The sequence below is a fragment of the Schlesneria paludicola DSM 18645 genome, from assembly GCF_000255655.1.
In the GTDB taxonomy this organism is placed as follows: Bacteria; Planctomycetota; Planctomycetia; order Planctomycetales; family Planctomycetaceae; genus Schlesneria; species Schlesneria paludicola.
This window is the reverse complement of record NZ_JH636434.1, coordinates 1,621,330-1,636,454: the sequence shown is the minus strand read 5'-3', so window position 1 is coordinate 1,636,454 and position 15,125 is coordinate 1,621,330. Positions and strand designations below refer to the sequence as shown.

Here is a 15,125-nt window from a genome sequence, read left to right as displayed (position 1 = left end):
TTTCATTCGTGTTGTACCACATGTGGCGCAGTCACTCTGGCCAGTCAGGTTTGCGAGCATTGTTCGCGGACTCATCGGGTGCTCGCGGCAAGTTCCTCAAAGTGTCAAATTTGAATTGAAATTCCACCCCATTGTACGCGGCTTCGTCCATGAGCCTCTGGTTTACCCGGAAAAATGCACAAACGCCACAGTCCGGATACAGTCAGGATGCCGAACCTCATCCGGGCACGGGAAGCGCAAATGAGGCATTGCATCTGGGCTCGATCAGAATTGTCGCCGGGCTTTTCGTGTCCGGTGCGTCATGGACACGACGATGACAGTTGAAAATCCTTGATTCATCTGTCACATCTCGTCACATGAAACCTCTGGATATTTTGCGAACTCGTTTCGGACACGAATCGTTCCGACCGCCTCAAGAGCAGATCATTTGTCGCGCCATGCGGGGCGAACACTCGCTGGTGATCATGCCCACTGGCGGGGGAAAATCCTTGTGCTATCAGATTCCCGCATTGATGATGGGCGACGGCGACGCGTCTACGGGGCCCAAAGTCCCATTGACCCTGGTACTGTCTCCGCTGATTGCCCTGATGAAAGACCAGGTTGATGCCTTGCGCGGGCGCGGCATTGATGCGACATTCATCAATTCGTCACTATCCCGCGAAGATCGAGAACGCCGATACGCGGGCGTCGGGGCCGGGAAATATTGCTTGCTGTATGTCACGCCCGAGCGATTCCGCAAGGCGGAGTTTACTGACGCTCTCTCGAATCGGCACGTGCGTTTACTGGCCGTTGACGAGGCCCATTGCATCAGCGAGTGGGGACACGATTTTCGTCCGGACTACACACGTCTTCGCGAGCTTCGCGAGCAAATCGGCAATCCGGCGACGATCGCGCTCACGGCCACGGCAACTCCCGAGGTGCAGTCCGACATCATTCGCCAACTGGGGCTAAGCCCCGACGATGTTCATGTGTTTCATGAGGGGATCGACCGGCCGAACCTGCGGTTGTCGGTCGAAGAAGTCTGGGGCGACGATGAAAAGATCGAGCGGATTTCCGCGATCCAGCAGAACTTTGCCGATCACAAAGGAAGCGGCATCGTCTACTTTACGCTGATCCGGACGCTGGAGCGGTTTAGCGAACGTTTGCAGAGCTTGAAGATCCCGCATCTGTGCTACCACGGGGATCTCGATCGGACCCTGCGTCGGCGTATACAGAACCAGTTCATGCGAGGGGATTGTCCTCTCGTGTTGGCAACACCCGCTTTTGGTATGGGAATCGACAAAGACGATATTCGATACGTGATTCACGGAGAGATTCCGGGGTCGATGGAGGCCTGGTATCAGGAAATTGGTCGAGCGGGCCGCGACGGATTGCCTTCGGACTGCGTGTTGCTTTATGACGAATCCGATTTGTTGACTCAGATGGAGTTCCTGCGCTGGAGCAATCCCGATTCTGAGTTCTATCAGCGTGTCTTTGATTTGCTCGTCCATCACCGAGAGCGAGTCGAGGCGTTCGGCTTGGAATGGATGCGCGAGAAGCTGCACGCCCGGCAAAGACACGACTTCCGGCTGGAGACAGTGCTGGGAATGCTCGAACGGCACGGAGTCATCGAAGGGAGCTGGGAGCCAATGAACCTGACGGTTGTTGGCGATCTGGTTCCCGAAATGCTCGATCAAGATCGACTGGCCGAAAAGTTGCGTCGTGATCAGCAAAAGCTGCTTGCGCTGGTGACGTTTATTCGCCACGAAGGAGACAAGATGGCGTACATCCATGACTATTTTGGTATTGTGAAGCCACGCTCGTCCCAATAAATCCGTCGAGTTGGGGAAATGTGTGTCGTCGTCTCGAATTGCGTTCGTCGTGCGGCAGAATCATACTGGCGACCGAGCAGGGCTCTCTCACACCGAAGCCAGATTTCATCGTGAGCACTACCATTGCGAATCATGGATTGGAGGAACATCAAGATGAAGTTCATCCTCGCTGGACGCAACTATCTTTGGTTAATGGTGCCGGCGCTCGCCGTGTTGATCGGGTATTCGCAATATCACACTGCTGAATCGCACTACAAACGTGGCACGGCACAGCACGAGCGAGGCGACTACGAAGCCGCGATTGCAGAATTTACCCAAGCCATTCGCAGTGAACCCCAAAATGCACAAGCGTATTGTGTTCGAGGGATCGCCTGGCATTACAAAGGCGATGAAGATCTCGCCATCGACGACTACACGGAAGCCATTCGAATCGATCCTGAGTACGCTCAAGCGTATGTTGGACGTGCGAATGCGTGGTTCGACAAGTTGCAGTTCAATCTGGCGGTGGCCGACTATACCTCGACGTTAAGATACGATCCGAAGAATCTCGAAGCCTACTACAGTCGTGGTGTCATCCGGTTAGAGCAAAATGAAATGAGCGATGCGATCGCCGATTTTGATTCCGTCGTCAGGATCGATCGCACGCATGCGCCTGTCTATAGTCGACGGGGATACGCACACGGACAATTGAATGCGCTGGATGCCGCTTTTGCGGACTATACGGAAGCGATCAGGCGTCAGCCCAATGATTGGCTGTCCTATTTCAATCGAGGAAACGTACGCCAGTTGGTGGGGGAATTTCGAGTCGCCATTCGTGATTACTCGCGCGCCATTCGATTGGACCCGCAACTGGTCGTGGGATACAACAATCGCGGCTGCGCGTATGCCGCGTTGGAGGAAATTGATTCCGCAGAGATTGATCTTTCGGAAGCGGTCAGGGTCGATCCTCAATTCTCGATCGGCTACTACAACCGTGCTAACCTCAGGTGCCTTCGCGGTGATTTTGACAATGCGATACGAGACTATACCGAAGCACTGCATCTGGACCCAAAGAACTGGCTGTTCTGGAGTCGATTGGCGTGGCTGCGCGCGACACTTCCTGGGGATGATTCCGTTTACGAGCAATCGGCCACGGAGTACGCGCTGAACGCTTGTGAGTACTCGGGTTGGCAAGAGCCTTTTGGTTTGAGCGTTCTCGCTGCGGCGTATGCCGCAGCCGAAGATTGGGACAATGCGATTCGTCGAGAAGAACAAGCAATCGAGATGTTTGACGACGATTCTCTGAAACGGGCCGCATTGTTACGCCTGGAACGGTATCGACGCCATGAAGCCTGCCGCGAACTTCCAGAAGGATTCACGTCACTACTGGAAATCAACGATTTGAAGCCGAGCCTTTTACCTTCGCAATTGCCACAGAACTCGTAACCTGAGAACGGTGGATGAACGTGTTCGCTTGGTAAGTGAGCAAACCTTTCGAGATCCGAGGCGTGTCGTTCACGACGCGAACGTTCGAGAGGGTGATCTGCCGGCCGAGATTCGGTGAATCACATTGCGCGAGTTTCAAAGGCTATTCAAATACAGTTCGAGATTCGTGTATCCCGTGTCACTGTTGTGACCGTTGCGATCGGCTGCATCATTTGGGTTCAGGCCATGTTGCGTTTCCCATTCGTCGGGCATTCCGTCGCGATCGGCGTCTTGAGGGGCCGGTTCGCTCTTCAACACCGGCCAACCACCAACTTCGTTCTGTGAGTCGATCAGCCGATTCGTCCGCTGGACGACGCCCTCGACAATCCTGAGGTCGGCTGTATCACGCCGACGCGATGCACCTGCGGATTTCAAAACGCGTTCAAAGGCGACGTCGGGCGCATCCGTTTCGGGTCTTGCCGAGCCAACGTCAAACTCCGTGTCGACTCGGATCTGTGGGATCGAAACGGACAAATAGCTATTGGTCTTCCAACGATCGACGTCAACCGCGAGCCAGTTGTCCCGCGTGTACTCGGGAGTGTTCTCAAAGACATTTCCTTTCAGAAAGGCCTTGAGCGCATCCTTGTTTTCCGTCTTGGTCGCGAGCGGATGATTTCCGACTGGCGTATTGGGCCCCGACCGGTAGAAATTGTTGATTGCATTGATCCGGCAGTTTCCGAGGTTCGTCGCGCCGGACAGGTTGTAGATGACGTTGTTGCGAAAGTCCGCGACCGCATCGGGCCGCGTGCGCGGGCTGCCACCCAGGGTAGGATGGCGGTCGCGACTGCTGGCGAACAAATTGTGGTGAAGGGAGATGTTGTCGGTCAGATCGCGGAATGACGCGAGCATCGCATGTCCGCCTTTTGAGTGCAGACTGTGGTTGAGTGCTTCGGCGTAAATCGACCATTGCAGAGTGAAATTTCCGCCGCGGCGCAGGTCATGGTTGCCATCAATGCCCCAGGTTCCGGTCAGGTGGTCAAAGATGACATGATCGATATCGTTCGTCGTCATCCCGTCGATCCCGCCCGACGTGACCGATTTGTTTTGGTCGCCCAGGCGAATTCGCAGATAGCGTACGATGACGTGCGAAGCGCCTTGAATGCCGAACGTCTGGTCTTTCAGGCAAATGCCGTCTCCGGGAGCCGATTGACCGGCGATGGTCAGAAACGATTTCTTGATCATCAGTGGAGATTTCAATTCGATCGTGCCAGACAGATCGAACACGATTGTACGTGGTCCACTGGCGGAGCGGATTCCTTCGCGCAGTGAGCCGGGTCCGTCATCGTCGAGATTCAGCACGTGGTAGACATCGCCACCGCGTCCTCCCTTCGCGAATCGACCGGCGCCCTCCGCACCCGGGAAGGCGATTTGTGGACCCTCGCCGAGGCAAGTTGAGGCCGTTGCCAGCAGAAGTGATCCAGTCAAGCTGACGAGAAATGACCCAATCGTCTGTTTCATGTTGAGAAGTCCATCAATGGGAAATATGGTGCGAACGGGTTTGAATGGCGGACAACTGGGGTCACTCGATTCCGCGTCCTTTGACGGAATCTCGCCAAGTTGGATAGTCCTTGAGCAAGCGGGCGGGCCATGCCCCATACCAGGCGGTGCCCGTCCGTCGTTCCCGTTCGATCTCGCTAAGTGCGTATCGCTTTACCGCGTCGCGTCCGGCGAAGATGGGGCGATCGGTTCCGATCTCGTAGTGTCGTGCCCAGATTCGATTTGCGGACGGATCTGACTGAACGACCACATCAAAATTGGTATCGTGTCGTAGAAACTCTGCTTTTGGTGCGGGAATACGTTCGATGCGAATGCCCGTCAATGCGACGCGATCCAACCAATGGATCGCGTCATCCATGGCGGATATCAGTTCGGGTGATGGCTGCTTGGTTCGCATCAGGAATTGGATGATTCCGGTGGTGTCCTGCGGACAAATCGAGGCCAGTTCAAACGTTCGAGCGGAAGCGGCCTCGAAGGTTTTTGCGTCGTGCTGCTGGCACCACCCGGTTCGGACATCATTGACGCGAATCTGACAGTTCAGGAGACAGGTGATGCCGTGCGCCACGGCTGCCTTTGCCTTCTGGCGACGATCGGAGTCCAACCAGCTCCATTGGGGGTGGCCTTCAGCAGCGTCTTGCAGGACGTTCATGATTCCGATCATGACGCCGTCATTGAATGTGATATGCGCCCCATAGCCTTTGGGATTTGGAAACCGTTGAGTAAAGCCTCCGTTGGGAAGCTGAGCGGCAAGCATGAAGTCGAAGCCGCGTCGACACGCGTCTTGCCACTCCGGAGTGGCAATCTGAGAGCACGCCTTTGCCAGGTAGTCGACCTGACTGTGGATGTTGTGGTTGTCGAATGAGGTGTCTGATCGATCGCGAGTTGCCAGAACGGCCTGCTTCTGTGCGTCGGTCAGCACGGCGAGCATGTCATAGTCCTTGGGCCATCCTCCGTTCGCCCGCTGGAACAAGAGAATGTTTGTCACAATTTCGGGAACTTGGTTTGAAGTGTACGCCGCTTGGTTCGGTTCGACCTGGATGAAGCGGGTGGTGTCCCGGATATGCCGCCAGTGGCCAGCGGAATCTCGGAAACCGGATGTGTCGATCGCCTCATTTTTCTTCTGGTCGGATCGACGAATTAGTGCGACCCAGTCCATTTCGGGGTCACTGGGCGGCGCACCGAAACTGTGTTGGTTTCCACCCGCGATATTGGAGTCAGGACCGACGAATTCGCCGGTCCTCGGGTTGTACCACCGCTGAACGGCATCGCCCTTCAAGTCCGAGAGATCGAGCGAGCCAGTCGAGGCCGCCGTGGGGAAGTAGACCGCATAAATCTCGCCGCGTTTTGCGAAGACTTGTGGTCCGAGCGGGACGGTCTTGCCTTTTCCGATGCCGACGGCATAGGTGCCTGCACCGTTGACGAGTTCGTCCGCTGGTTCCATTTCCCAGAACGGCAATTCCTGTTCGATGAACTTGCGGGCATACCAGAGAGACTTCCAAAGCTTCTCTCGTTCGGGCGTCTTGAAACTGTCGGTTTTGAGCAGATCTCCCAGGATGAATTCCAGCATCCCGCCCGAGAAATATGTCGGCCAGATTTTTTCACGGCGGTGGCCTTCGGCTTCGTCGACAGGGATATGAGACGCACGCTGACCGCGATCGAGCGTGAATTCATCCATGCTGATTGGAAGTGGACGTCCCGATTTGATGGTTTCCCGCCGCAATGCCTCGGCGACTTCATGGATCGGTCGTTGATTCAATTGGACCGATGTCATTCCGAACCGGGGATCGCCGTAGGTAAATCGCAACTTTTCGACGGGGTCTCCCGCGCTGTGCACCGTGATCGGATGGCCGTACGGATCGAGAGCGTGAACATAATCGGCAAACTGTCGAACGCGTTCTGCACCGAGATCAAAGTTCAGGTTGTATTCTTCGCACAGATTCCATTGCAGAGCGAGATGATGCGAAAACCTCGCAATCATCTCGCGATAATACAGCTTGCGCTCAGTGCCAAGTTCTCCGTTATCCAATTCACGTTTATTCGCGTCTTCGGCTTCGTTGAACACAATGTGCAGAAACAGACCCTTCTGTTGCGCATGATTCAGCACGACTTCCCATTGCTGCAGCTTTTCAACGTCAAAGTGAAGATTATCGTTGGTCTCACGCCCCTTGGCGTCGATCGGGCCAAGCCAAGGCCAGACGTTCTTGCCATCGCCGCCAATATTCATCGTCAGGAAGTAGATGCTGTTGACATGCTGTTCTGCCAGATAGTTGAGGGCACCGATGATCGCCCGTCCCTGACCGTCACCCCAGTCAGGATCGCCAGGATGCCAATCCGCCAAGTGATCTTTGTAGTGATGTCTGCCGGGAGTACGGACGAATCCGACATAACCCAGAAAGTCTTCGGGTTCGTCAGTTCCACCGCGGATCCAGTAGGGGCCATCCTCAAATTTGAGATAGTGCCTATCGGCATATCTCAACCGCCCCCACTTCAAATACCCTGGGGCATCAGGATTGCGCACTGCGACCTGGAACGTTCCCGTTCGATTGGGGAGGTCGAGGGCTGTCCCCGCTTCGGCCTCGAGCTGCACGGCGACTTCGGAGCCGGCTCGGAAGAATGCCTCGTATCTCCATACTCCAGGTTGATCGGGGGTGAAGTGGGCACGCCAGGCGTGACCATGTTGTCCACCCTGGCCATCCCCATCAAAGTAGCCCGGAACAATGATTGTTCGTTCGTTCGGACCCTTGAAACGAACCTGCAGGCGAATGTCGAGAAATGGATTGGGAGAATCTTGGCTTGCCGATGCTTCGGGGCCTTCGAATGTCCAGGTCAGCGGATGCCAGACGGCCGACGTCCCATCCATCTTCGTGTCCGCAATCACCTTGGCCGGGTGAGAGTGGAGTAACGTGACAAGCAGTCCGATGGCGATCACGAGTTTTCGCATCATTGTGTCCCTGAGAAGTGTGCAATTCGCGGAACGTCTGCGACCTGTGGTGGAGCGGTGCATTGAAGTCATCGAGACAAGATCTGGGAAGGCTCGGTCTTACGAACTTGCTCAAGGCGATGGAGTGGCCGTTTATTTGGTTTCGACAGCTGACGGCCTTGGTGTTCCTGCGGCCACGATCAATTTCAGTCGCTGATTCAGGACCGAGTTCGGATCGCCTGCATCGTTCTTGCCCCAGTCGGCATTTGCGGCAACTACCAGCAGCTTCAGGCTCGGAATCATGGCGGTACAATTTCCTCGGACACCCAGCGACATGACCGTGTCTGGTGGAGCATCCGGCCAGGTCAACGTTCCGACGCGCGTACCGACCTGGTTATTGAACCACCAGTTAAAGCCGTAGATCCCCGGACCACAGTCGGAATAGTGGTTCGAATCGCCGCCGTAGGTGCCAATTTTTAAATAGTCGTCAGTTGCGGCCTGGATGCTGAGCGGCAGATCCGCAGGAACTTGAGCGCGCATGTTCTGGTCAAAAAAATCTCGGGGCAGAATCTGTTGGCCGTTCCAGTTCCCGCGGTTCATCCAGAACCAGGCGACGCGGGCGAAATCACGGACTGACGCACGGATACGACGATTGGTCTTACGGAAGTTGAATCCATCCTGAAGCTGCAGGACTCCAAAACGTTCGGGAGCATGAAAGATCGTGTCCGGATCGTCTTGATAGACCTTGTCGAACAGCGTCTGCTGATAAAGTTGAATGGCGTAGTCATTGTAGGCCCATGCCGCTCCTGGACCTTCGGGACGAGCGTATCCACTCGTCATGCTGCCCAAGTGTCGAAACGTAATGCCGCGGTCTTTTTCCGACAACTTCCAGCCAAAGTCGACAATCGGCTGGTCAAAGCTTTTGACTCTTCCCTCGTTGTGGGCAAACATCAATAACGTTGAAAGCACGGGTTTGGCAGAGGATGCCCAGTCGCTTTTTTCGGATTGCGTCCCCCATGCTTTAACGACATACCCATTTTTGATGATACAGCCGCGAGACCCCAATGCTGTCGCGACGGCATCAAGCAGTCTTTCATCGAGTCCTGCGTCGACAGGTGACTTCTGCTCCCAGTCGCGGCCAGGGAAAACGAGATCATCGGCGGCTTGGATGTGAGATGGAGACTGCAGGCAACCGAGGCCGGTCAACATCAGCAAACAGGCGGATTGGGACGCCCAGCGAAGTGTCTTGAAGTGGGCTCGCATCACTCATCTCCCGTCAAATGGGGTGTTGCTCACAAGTCTCGTTCAATGCGTTCGTTGTCCAATCGAGATGAAACTCAAAAAATCCGTCGTGGTTGACAAGTCGCCTGTTGAAATTGCGTGGGCAGGCCGCTTGGCATTCACGATATCATGGCGTCGTCGAAACTCCGCGGAACCCGTATCCGTTATTTCAGCATGCTGCATCGCAGCAATGAGCACAAAATTGATGCGGCTGGACGATCAGTTGATGGCGGAGGTCAAGACGGCCATATACTGTCAATCGTTTGCTGCAAGTCGCAATTCGCACCAAGCAACATGTCATAAAGAAAACTGTCGCTGGCGTCGCGGCAGGAAGACGACCTATCAGGTTAATTTAAGGTTTGAAATCGTGAACCAATCAGCGCTCCTGAATCGGCGAATCCTTTTGAAGTCGCGTCCAATCGGTGCTCCGGTCGCAGAGAACTTTCAGATTGAAGAGGTCGCGATACCGGCCGTCCAGGAAGGTCAGGTCAAACTTAAGACACTGTTCCTTTCGCTGGACCCCTATATGCGAGGCCGCATGAGTGACGCACCTTCGTACGCGGAACCGGTTCAGGTCGGAAGCGTCATGTGTGGAGGAACCATCTCGCGGGTTGAGGAGTCGAAACATCCGAAGTTCCAATCAGGCGATCTGGTCTTGAGCTATAGCGGCTGGCAGTCGTTCGAAATCTCCGATGGCAAGGGTGTCACGAAACTCGATCCTAAGATGTCCCATCCGTCGTTGGCCTTGGGCGTCTTAGGGATGCCCGGATTCACGGCATATATGGGCCTGTTGGATATTGGCCAGCCCAAAGAAGGCGAGACTGTGGTTGTCGCCGCGGCAAGCGGGGCTGTCGGCTCGGTTGTCGGGCAGATTGCAAAGCTTAAGGGATGTCGCACGGTGGGAATTGTTGGCGGTCCAGAAAAGTGCCGCTATGTGACCGAGGAACTGGGGTTCGATGTCTGTATCGATCGTCGAGCGGATTTGCGAACAGAGTTGGCCGCGGCCTGTCCCAAGGGCATTGACGTTTACTTTGAAAATGTGGGCGGTGCGGTGTTCGAGGCGGTCATGCCACTCTTGAATGTGCGCGCACGAGTTCCCTTGTGTGGTTTGATTTCTCACTACAACGATACGAAGTTGCCGGAGGGGCCGAATCGATTGCCACAATTGACAAGGACGATTCTGACAAAGCGGATCAAGATTCAGGGCTACATCATCTCGGAAGATTACCGGAATCGATTCGGCGAATTTTTCAGTCAGATGAGTACATGGGTCAACGAAGGGCGAATCAAGAGTCGTGAAGATGTAGTGAACGGATTGGACAACGCGCCACAAGCATTTATCGGGCTGCTGGAAGGGCGGAACTTTGGCAAGCTGATCGTACGCGTGGCATCGAATTGAATTCGCTGCTGGCCGACCGAGAATTTGTGGCCGCAATTGCGCCCCATTACCGTTGGGCTCCACCAAACCGAATGGACGCAAGTTGATTCTCGACGGCGGCTCGATCAAGATTAAGATCAGTACGTCGTCAAGTTGCCAATCGGGGATGTCACGACTCAACTCTGTTCGATGATCGAGGACCATGAATCATTTGAATCCCATGTCACCGGTTTCCGATCCAACGAGTCCCGTGACGAGTCCAGAGGGTTTGGTCCATGTCTGCGAAGACAACGCGCCAGCCTGTTCCGAAGCAGGAGACGTGGCTTTACCTTCTGACGATCGAATCGATGGCGCGGGCGAACCCTGTCCCACACCGATGATGTGGCAAGACGTGCGAGAGCAGTACTTGCGTGACAGCACTCCTTGGGAAATCGTGCGTGGTCCGCATCGATTGGCCGGGCGCACGTGGGGTGACGGTCCACCGCTCTACTTCGTGAACAATTTTGCCGCGACCGCCGAATTGTATTCGCTCGTAATCTGGTTGCTGCGCGACCATTTTCGTTGCGTCGTGTTTGATGCGGTGACGAGCGACACGCACGCGGCGCGGTTGTCGAAGCCTACGATCTGCGAATTCGCGGAAGACTTGATGCTGGTTGCCGATCGCCACGGCGATGTGTGTTTTCCAATCTATGGAGCCGGTTTCGGAGCCGCAGTCGCACTTCAGGCGGCGGTTGACCATCCCGCTCGCATTCAGTGGCTGGTCCTTCAACACGGCTTTGCGAAGCGAAAGGTGACGCTTTTCGAGCGAATGTTGGCCTCGGCCTGTTTGCGTTCAGGTCAGTTGCTCGATCAATTGCCACAGCGGCGACGGTTTCAGGCGGTAAACCATAAACCGTGGTTCCCACCGTTTGATTCGTCCCGGTTCGACTTTCTGATTCAAAGCACCGGAACATTGCCCTTGCGAGACCTGGCACGCCGGGCCATCGCCGTCAGATCGTTTGATCTGGTGTCGCGGCTGGGCGAAGTCTCGTGTCCCGTGATGCTCTTGAGAACAGAAGGCGAAGGGCGAATGTCGGCCGATTCACAAACGCTGCTGGAACAGCGTTTGAAGGATCCGCGGGTTGAGTGGATGCATTCGGCTGGTCAACATCCATGTTTGACTCACCCGCACCGCGTCGCCAAAATTGTGCAGACATTCCAGCAGTCGGTTGCGGGGTGAATGGATGACGTGTGGCAATCTTGGGGCACGAATTCCTGATATTTTGATTCTGTTCTGATAGATTCAACCTGACTGGCAGCAGGCTCGTCATTCCATCGATAATGATGACTGCTGTTGAAGATTGGGGTGCCACGAAAGGAAGACGATGCCCGAAGAGTTGCCGATACCTCTGGACGTTCTGGCGGTGGGGGCACACCCGGACGACGTCGAAATCGCCATCGGCGGAACGTTGGCGCGGCTGGTTCAGCAGGGATACCGTGCGGGAATCTGCGATCTGACGAATGGCGAACCGACTCCTGGAAGTCCCGGGCCCGACGCCCGACTGGCCGAGGCACGCGAGGCGGCGCGAATTCTGGGAGTCCAGATGCGTGAGACGCTGACGCTGCCAAACCGATGTCTCTTCGATTCCTTTGCTGCACGAATCTGTCTGGCACGGGTCATCCGCACCTGGCGACCCAAGATGGTCATCGGAATCGGCGCAAAGACTCCGATGGCGTCACCCGACCATTGGCAGGCGATGCAAATCACAGACGCCGCCATCTTTTACAGCCGACTGACGAAATGGGATGACGAATTTGCCGGGCTACCGGTTCACACGGTTCGCCGTCAGTTGTGGTATCCGCTGGGCCTTTCGACGCTGGATCATCCCGAGCCGTCCAATCGCTTCATCGTCGACATCTCAGATTCGCTAGACCTCAAACTCGACGCGATCCGAGCCTACAAGACGCAGTTTCCGCCGAGTAAAGATCGAGTTTTCCGACTCGTCGAGAGTCAGAACCGATTTTATGGGGCGAGTGCTGGATTCGATGCCGGTGAAATGCTGATGAATGCTACAACGCTCGGAATTCGGGATTTGATGCAGACCCTTTGTCCCCCCCTTCCGATTCCGTCGTAACGAACCGACGCAGTTTTCACCAGTGGAGGGCTTCCATTCCGTTGGAACGGTCGTAAACTCACTAGAAGGGTGAATTTCGTCTCCAGGACCGGAGAGGCCGGTCGATGAAGTTTCGCGTACGAATTCAAGATCGACCACATCGACGTTCTGGTAGTGCATCATGAAGTTGCGAGCAGGTTGGCTCAGCATTGTTGGAAAGCGCGATAACAACGAAGACGCGTGTTACGTCGATCCTCGTTATCGTTTTTTTCTCGTTGCTGACGGGATGGGAGGGCAATCCGCGGGGGAGCGGGCCAGTGGTCTGGCGATGGAGATTGTCCCCCAACGTTTGCAACTGCTCGATTTTGAAAAATCACCTCCTGAACAGACCACCAAGATCATCGACGACGCCATCACCCAGGCGAATTACGAGATTATGGCGCTGGGTGAACTCGATCCCAAACTGAAGAATATGGGAACCACGATTACGTTCGTGGTGCAGGTCGGCGGAACACTCTATATCGGCGGCGTCGGCGACAGCCGTGTCTATCTTCTCCGTGGCGGAAAAATTCAGCAGTTGACGACCGATCACTCGCTGACGCAGGCGCTAATGGACGCCGGAACGCTCACTCCTGAAGAAGCGGTCAATCATCGATATAAGAACGTCTTGTACCGCTATCTCGGTTGCAAAGAAGGTGGCAGCGGAACCTCGCCGAAGCAAGTCAAACCGGCGGTGGGTGATCGATTGCTGATCTGCACGGACGGAGTCACTGGTGGCGCCGACGATGCGACGCTGGCAAAAATCCTCGGGGCCGGTACAGACCCTCAGAAGACTGCTGAAGCGGTGGTCCAGGCGGCGAGCGACGGCGGCTCGAAGGACAACATTACTGGCGTAGTCATTTTCGTTGATCAGGCCTGAATTCCCACCGGCCGAAACCTGTACGGCAAGCTTTGCGAAATGAGCCCACTTTGTGCCGACGTGCGGTGGTCGTGATGCCAGCGGTTCTTGATTTTCGACGCGCCGCGTAGCAACCACGGTCGGCCAGACGAACGGTCGGCCTCTCAAGCAGTGGCAAACGCTGGATGGCTTGGCAAAAAACTCCTTTTGTCGAGTTCACTTCGCGCCGGCGGCCTTTGATTCCATGTTGATATCGAAGGGGGCCTTCTGGTGGCCCGGCGTGATTTCGAACTCTTTCATCTGGGCCTGTCGCCACTCGTTCGGAACGTCTTCACCCTTCGGTCCGACCCGAGTCACCCAGACTCGGCACTTGCCAGCGGTGACCCCTTCAATCCGATCATCTGGCGAGTACATCATCTTAAACGCCCCTTTTTCATCGGTGATGCTGACGGACGTTCTCGGACGATCACGCTTACCACCTTCGATTTTGGCATCTCGCGGCTCAAAATAGACTTGGGCTCCGACAAACGGCTGTCCATCCAGTTTCACTGTTCCCGAAACATAGCCTAGTTTGGGTGTCAGTAGGACCGATTTGAAGAGGGACTGGCCCAAGTAGGCACAGAGCACGACGAGTGCCACTCCGCCAACCAGGATCCCCAGTCCACGAACTCCAAACTCACGGAAGAACAGCATGTAATCGTAACCCGCTTTTTCCTCCCTTTCGCGTTGAAGCGCGGCGTCGGCCTGGCTGTCTTTGATCGCCTTCTTCATCATCTTCGCAGCGGTGGCGAGATCGACCTTCTCGGTCGCTTGTCGCGGTCCCGAAGGAGCGGGCATGGGACGCGATACCGGCTGTGGCGTGGGGCGGCTGCCAATTTCGTAGTCCGAATCATCGGAAAGACTCAGGTCAGAGTCATCCTGCATATTGCCCGGAAACTGATTGTGCTTTTGCGATGTCGAATCCGACATCAGATACTTCAAGGGATCAAACGGTTCATCGCCCCGAGGCTTTGAATTGCCACGTGATGATTTTTGCGAAAGGTGGGGCGACGAGTCTGCTCGATCCGCCGAACGCGTTGCGGAATCTCCAGCGGGCGCGACCACAGGCATACTGGACGCAGAACCGATGAGAACGGGTGGGCTGTCAAGGTCGTCGTCATCACCTCCTAAAGCCAAGGCATAGCCGCTGCCAGGAGCTGGTTGATGGTCGTTCTTGCGTGGTGAACCTATCGGCTCGCCGGGGCCGACATCATTGTCATCCAGGTGCAGAGACGCCGGAACGCTCGCAGTTGCGGCGAAGGGCAGTTCTTCAGCCGGGAATGTCGGTGGATTCATCTCCGCAATTGGCGAGGGCGAGGCGGACAATCGTTCGTCTGCGACCGGATCTGCGACGGGGGCGGACAGGGGGGCGATCACCGGAGCGGCGGGGGTTGGTTCTGGGGCCATCGCTGGTGGCACATCCGCTGGTGACGCGCTTCCCGCAATCGATCTCTCGGGGGCGTGTGGTTCCGTGATTGGGGCCGCAGGTACGACAAATTTCGTCTTGCATTTAGGACATTTGGCACTTGTTCCGGCCAGCTCGTCCTTGATCTTGAGTACCGATGCACATTCCGCGCAGGTAAAGCGTATCGTCATGCCGCAACTCTCTGTAATTCGCGAATCGCGACGGATGAACGCGCTGCTTCAGCGTGCGCTGATCCGTCGAATTTGATTCTAGTAACAGCGACTTTTCCAGCGGACCGTGGTGATGAAAGACACCGCGAAACCGCTGGCTCCATCAAGT

Annotated in this window: 10 protein-coding genes; 6 read left to right on the top strand and 4 right to left on the bottom strand. The window is 55.7% G+C overall.

Going from position 1 to position 15,125, the window contains the following annotated elements:
- The first annotated feature begins 356 nt into the window (after positions 1–356).
- On the top strand, positions 357–1,811 hold the full coding sequence (locus OSO_RS0108055) for a RecQ family ATP-dependent DNA helicase (protein ID WP_010582916.1): 1,455 nt from the start codon (positions 357–359) through the stop codon (positions 1,809–1,811).
- Between the two features lie 153 nt (positions 1,812–1,964).
- A complete protein-coding gene (locus OSO_RS0108050; RefSeq protein WP_010582915.1) occupies positions 1,965–3,236 on the top strand; it encodes a tetratricopeptide repeat protein in 1,272 nt (423 codons plus the stop codon).
- Between the two features lie 135 nt (positions 3,237–3,371).
- Here OSO_RS0108050 and OSO_RS0108045 read toward each other — a convergent pair whose 3' ends face one another.
- From OSO_RS0108045 to OSO_RS0108030, 3 genes are all read right to left on the bottom strand, one after another.
- Entirely contained in the window at positions 3,372–4,733 is a 1,362-nt protein-coding gene (locus tag OSO_RS0108045; protein WP_010582914.1) for a pectate lyase family protein, read from the bottom strand.
- Between the two features lie 61 nt (positions 4,734–4,794).
- The gene (pelA, locus tag OSO_RS47630; protein ID WP_050986040.1) at positions 4,795–7,716 is read right to left on the bottom strand and encodes a pectate lyase; all 2,922 of its coding nucleotides are present in this window, start codon (positions 7,714–7,716) and stop codon (positions 4,795–4,797) included.
- A 129-nt stretch (positions 7,717–7,845) separates the two neighbouring features.
- Positions 7,846–8,955, bottom strand: coding sequence for a serine hydrolase (locus tag OSO_RS0108030; protein ID WP_010582912.1), 1,110 nt, complete (start codon positions 8,953–8,955; stop codon positions 7,846–7,848).
- A gap of 385 nt (positions 8,956–9,340) precedes the next feature.
- Between OSO_RS0108030 and OSO_RS0108020 the strand changes: the two genes are divergently transcribed.
- The 4 genes from OSO_RS0108020 (at position 9,341) to OSO_RS0108005 (ending at position 13,363) form a co-directional block, all read left to right on the top strand.
- Positions 9,341–10,372 (top strand): NADPH-dependent curcumin/dihydrocurcumin reductase, encoded by a 1,032-nt coding sequence (locus OSO_RS0108020; protein ID WP_010582911.1) that lies wholly within the window; start codon positions 9,341–9,343, stop codon positions 10,370–10,372.
- 181 nt (positions 10,373–10,553) lie between these two features.
- Positions 10,554–11,570: an alpha/beta fold hydrolase gene (locus tag OSO_RS0108015; RefSeq protein WP_010582910.1), complete on the top strand. Its 1,017-nt coding sequence runs from the start codon at positions 10,554–10,556 to the stop codon at positions 11,568–11,570.
- 145 nt (positions 11,571–11,715) lie between these two features.
- Positions 11,716–12,465: a PIG-L family deacetylase gene (locus OSO_RS0108010; protein ID WP_010582909.1), complete on the top strand. Its 750-nt coding sequence runs from the start codon at positions 11,716–11,718 to the stop codon at positions 12,463–12,465.
- A 160-nt stretch (positions 12,466–12,625) separates the two neighbouring features.
- Entirely contained in the window at positions 12,626–13,363 is a 738-nt protein-coding gene (locus OSO_RS0108005) for a PP2C family protein-serine/threonine phosphatase (protein WP_010582908.1), read from the top strand.
- Positions 13,364–13,558: 195 nt separating this feature from the next.
- On the opposite strand, the gene OSO_RS0108000 is transcribed toward OSO_RS0108005, so the two are convergent.
- Complete coding sequence (locus tag OSO_RS0108000; RefSeq protein ID WP_157605090.1) at positions 13,559–14,977, bottom strand: hypothetical protein; 1,419 nt, start codon at positions 14,975–14,977, stop codon at positions 13,559–13,561.
- Positions 14,978–15,125: the final 148 nt, after the last annotated feature.

What these genes read in the sequence shown, in the direction of transcription:
- OSO_RS0108055 (WP_010582916.1), top strand. Translation starts at nt 357, where the DNA reads ATGAAACCTCTGGATATTTTGCGAACTCGTTTCGGACACGAATCGTTC.
- OSO_RS0108050 (WP_010582915.1), top strand. Translation starts at nt 1,965, where the DNA reads ATGAAGTTCATCCTCGCTGGACGCAACTATCTTTGGTTAATGGTGCCG.
- OSO_RS0108045 (WP_010582914.1), bottom strand. Translation starts at nt 4,733, where the DNA reads ATGAAACAGACGATTGGGTCATTTCTCGTCAGCTTGACTGGATCACTT.
- pelA (WP_050986040.1), bottom strand. Translation starts at nt 7,716, where the DNA reads ATGATGCGAAAACTCGTGATCGCCATCGGACTGCTTGTCACGTTACTC.
- OSO_RS0108030 (WP_010582912.1), bottom strand. Translation starts at nt 8,955, where the DNA reads ATGCGAGCCCACTTCAAGACACTTCGCTGGGCGTCCCAATCCGCCTGT.
- OSO_RS0108015 (WP_010582910.1), top strand. Translation starts at nt 10,554, where the DNA reads ATGAATCATTTGAATCCCATGTCACCGGTTTCCGATCCAACGAGTCCC.
- OSO_RS0108010 (WP_010582909.1), top strand. Translation starts at nt 11,716, where the DNA reads ATGCCCGAAGAGTTGCCGATACCTCTGGACGTTCTGGCGGTGGGGGCA.
- OSO_RS0108005 (WP_010582908.1), top strand. Translation starts at nt 12,626, where the DNA reads ATGAAGTTGCGAGCAGGTTGGCTCAGCATTGTTGGAAAGCGCGATAAC.
- OSO_RS0108000 (WP_157605090.1), bottom strand. Translation starts at nt 14,977, where the DNA reads ATGACGATACGCTTTACCTGCGCGGAATGTGCATCGGTACTCAAGATC.